Below are 3,107 nucleotides of genomic sequence, written 5' to 3'. Positions count from 1 at the left end.
AAAACCACTTTGGTGTTATATGGTCAAGCCTCACGAGCAATTAGTATTGGTTAGCTCAATGCCTCACAGCACTTACACACCCAACCTATCAACGTCCTAGTCTCGAACGGCTCTTTAGGGGACTTATGTCCCAGTGAGATCTTATCTTGAGGGAGGCTTCCCGCTTAGATGCTTTCAGCGGTTATCCCGTCCGAACATAGCTACCCGGCAATGCCACTGGCGTGACAACCGGAACACCAGAGGTTCGTCCACTCCGGTCCTCTCGTACTAGGAGCAGCTCCTCTCAAATCTCAAACGTCCACGGCAGATAGGGACCGAACTGTCTCACGACGTTCTAAACCCAGCTCGCGTACCACTTTAAATGGCGAACAGCCATACCCTTGGGACCGGCTTCAGCCCCAGGATGTGATGAGCCGACATCGAGGTGCCAAACACCGCCGTCGATGTGAACTCTTGGGCGGTATCAGCCTGTTATCCCCGGAGTACCTTTTATCCGTTGAGCGATGGCCCTTCCATACAGAACCACCGGATCACTAAGACCTACTTTCGTACCTGCTCGACGTGTCTGTCTCGCAGTTAAGCGTGCTTTTGCCTTTACACTCTATGCATGATTTCCGACCATGCTGAGCACACCTTCGTGCTCCTCCGTTACTCTTTGGGAGGAGACCGCCCCAGTCAAACTACCCACCACACAGTGTCCTCGATCCAGATAATGGACCTGAGTTAGAACCTCAAACATACCAGGGTGGTATTTCAAGATTGGCTCCACTTGAACTGGCGTCCAAGTTTCAAAGCCTCCCACCTATCCTACACAAATAGGTTCAAAGTTCACTGTGAAGCTATAGTAAAGGTTCACGGGGTCTTTCCGTCTAGCCGCGGATACACAGCATCTTCACTGCGATTTCAATTTCACTGAGTCTCGGGTGGAGACAGTGTGGCCATCGTTACGCCATTCGTGCAGGTCGGAACTTACCCGACAAGGAATTTCGCTACCTTAGGACCGTTATAGTTACGGCCGCCGTTTACTTGGGCTTCGATCAAGAGCTTCGCCGAAGCTAACCCCATCAATTAACCTTCAAGCACCGGGCAGGCGTCACACCCTATACGTCCACTTTCGTGTTTGCAGAGTGCTGTGTTTTTAATAAACAGTCGCAGCCACCTGGTATCTTCGACCGATCAATGCTTACGGAGCAAGTCCTTCACACTAACCGGCGTACCTTCTCCCGAAGTTACGGTACCATTTTGCCTAGTTCCTTCACCCGAGTTCTCTCAAGCGCCTTGGTATTCTCTACCTGACCACCTGTGTCGGTTTGGGGTACGGTTCGATCATATCTGAAGCTTAGAAGTTTTTCCTGGAAGCATGGCATCAACCACTTCGCCCAAAAGAGGGCTCGTCGTCAGTTCTCGGTCTTAAAGGGACCCGGATTTGCCTAAGTCCCAAACCTACCGCCTTAAACACAGACAACCATCGCTGTGCTGGCCTAGCCTTCTCCGTCTCTCCATCGCAATATGTACGAGTACAGGAATATTAACCTGTTTCCCATCGACTACGCATTTCTGCCTCGCCTTAGGGGCCGACTCACCCTGCCCTGATTAACATGGGACAGGAAACCTTGGTCTTCCGGCGGGGGAGTTTTTCACTCCCCTTATCGTTACTCATGTCAACATTCGCACTTCTGATACCTCCAGCCTGCCTTACAGCTTGACCTTCAACGGCTTACAGAACGCTCCTCTACCATGCATATAAATATGCATCCGTAGCTTCGGTGTACAGTTTAGCCCCGTTATATCTTCCGCGCAGGCCGACTCGACTAGTGAGCTATTACGCTTTCTTTAAAGGATGGCTGCTTCTAAGCCAACCTCCTAGCTGTCTAAGCCTTCCCACATCGTTTCCCACTTAACTGTAACTTTGGGACCTTAGCTGACGGTCTGGGTTGTTTCCCTTTCCACGACGGACGTTAGCACCCGCCGTGTGTCTCCCGTAATTGCACTCATTGGTATTCGGAGTTTGCATGGGGTTGGTAAGTCGGGATGACCCCCTAGCCCAAACAGTGCTCTACCCCCAATGGTGAGATACGAGGCGCTACCTAAATAGCTTTCGAGGAGAACCAGCTATCTCCGAGCTTGATTAGCCTTTCACTCCTATCCACAAGTCATCCCCGGACTTTTCAACGTACGTGGGTTCGGTCCTCCAGTTAGTGTTACCCAACCTTCAACCTGCTCATGGATAGATCGCCCGGTTTCGGGTCTATTCCCAGCAACTAAACGCCCTATTAAGACTCGGTTTCCCTACGGCTCCGCTAATCGCTTAACCTTGCTACTGAAAATAAGTCGTTGACCCATTATACAAAAGGTACGCAGTCACGGAACAAGTCCGCTCCCACTGCTTGTACGTACACGGTTTCAGGATCTATTTCACTCCCCTCACAGGGGTTCTTTTCGCCTTTCCCTCACGGTACTGGTTCACTATCGGTCAGTCAGGAGTATTTAGCCTTGGAGGATGGTCCCCCCATATTCAGACAGGATAACACGTGTCCCGTCCTACTCGTTTTCATTGAAATGGCGTTTTCGTATACGGGGCTATCACCCACTATGGCGACCCTTTCCAGAGTCTTCTACTAACACCAAATCAACTTAAGGGCTAATCCCCTTTCGCTCGCCGCTACTTAGGGAATCTCGGTTGATTTCTTTTCCTCCGGGTACTTAGATGTTTCAGTTCCCCGGGTTCGCCTCGTTAAGCTATGTATTCACTTAACGATACCCGCAAGCGGGTGGGTTTCCCCATTCGGAAATGTTCGGATCAAAGTTTGTTTATCAACTCCCCGAACCTTATCGCAGATTACCACGTCCTTCATCGCCTCTGACTGCCAAGGCATCCACCGTGCACGCTTGGTCACTTGACCATATAACCCAAAATAGTTTCGGATCACATACCTAAGAGCTTTTGTATCTCTTAGGATTTACGATAATAGAAGCCACTAGGTTAAAGTGAACTTCCACCGGTTTAACGCTTGATTCATCGTTATTTCAAAATTTGAATTGTTAAAGAGCAAGTTTAGTGCAAAGCACTAAGTCAGAGACTAAAACGTCAGAACACATTCAAAGCA

1 rRNA gene is annotated in these 3,107 nt (G+C 49.8%); it reads right to left on the bottom strand.

The features are described from left to right. Window positions 1-19: 19 nt before the first annotated feature. Window positions 20-2,903, bottom strand: a 23S ribosomal RNA gene (locus ACMUMQ_RS15800). Between the last annotated feature and the right edge of the window lie 204 nt (window positions 2,904-3,107).

This window comes from Marinomonas algae (genome assembly GCF_047525555.1).
GTDB lineage: Bacteria > Pseudomonadota > Gammaproteobacteria > Pseudomonadales > Marinomonadaceae > Marinomonas.
The sequence above is the reverse complement of the archived record's forward strand: the minus strand, read 5'-3'. Positions and strand labels throughout refer to the sequence as shown.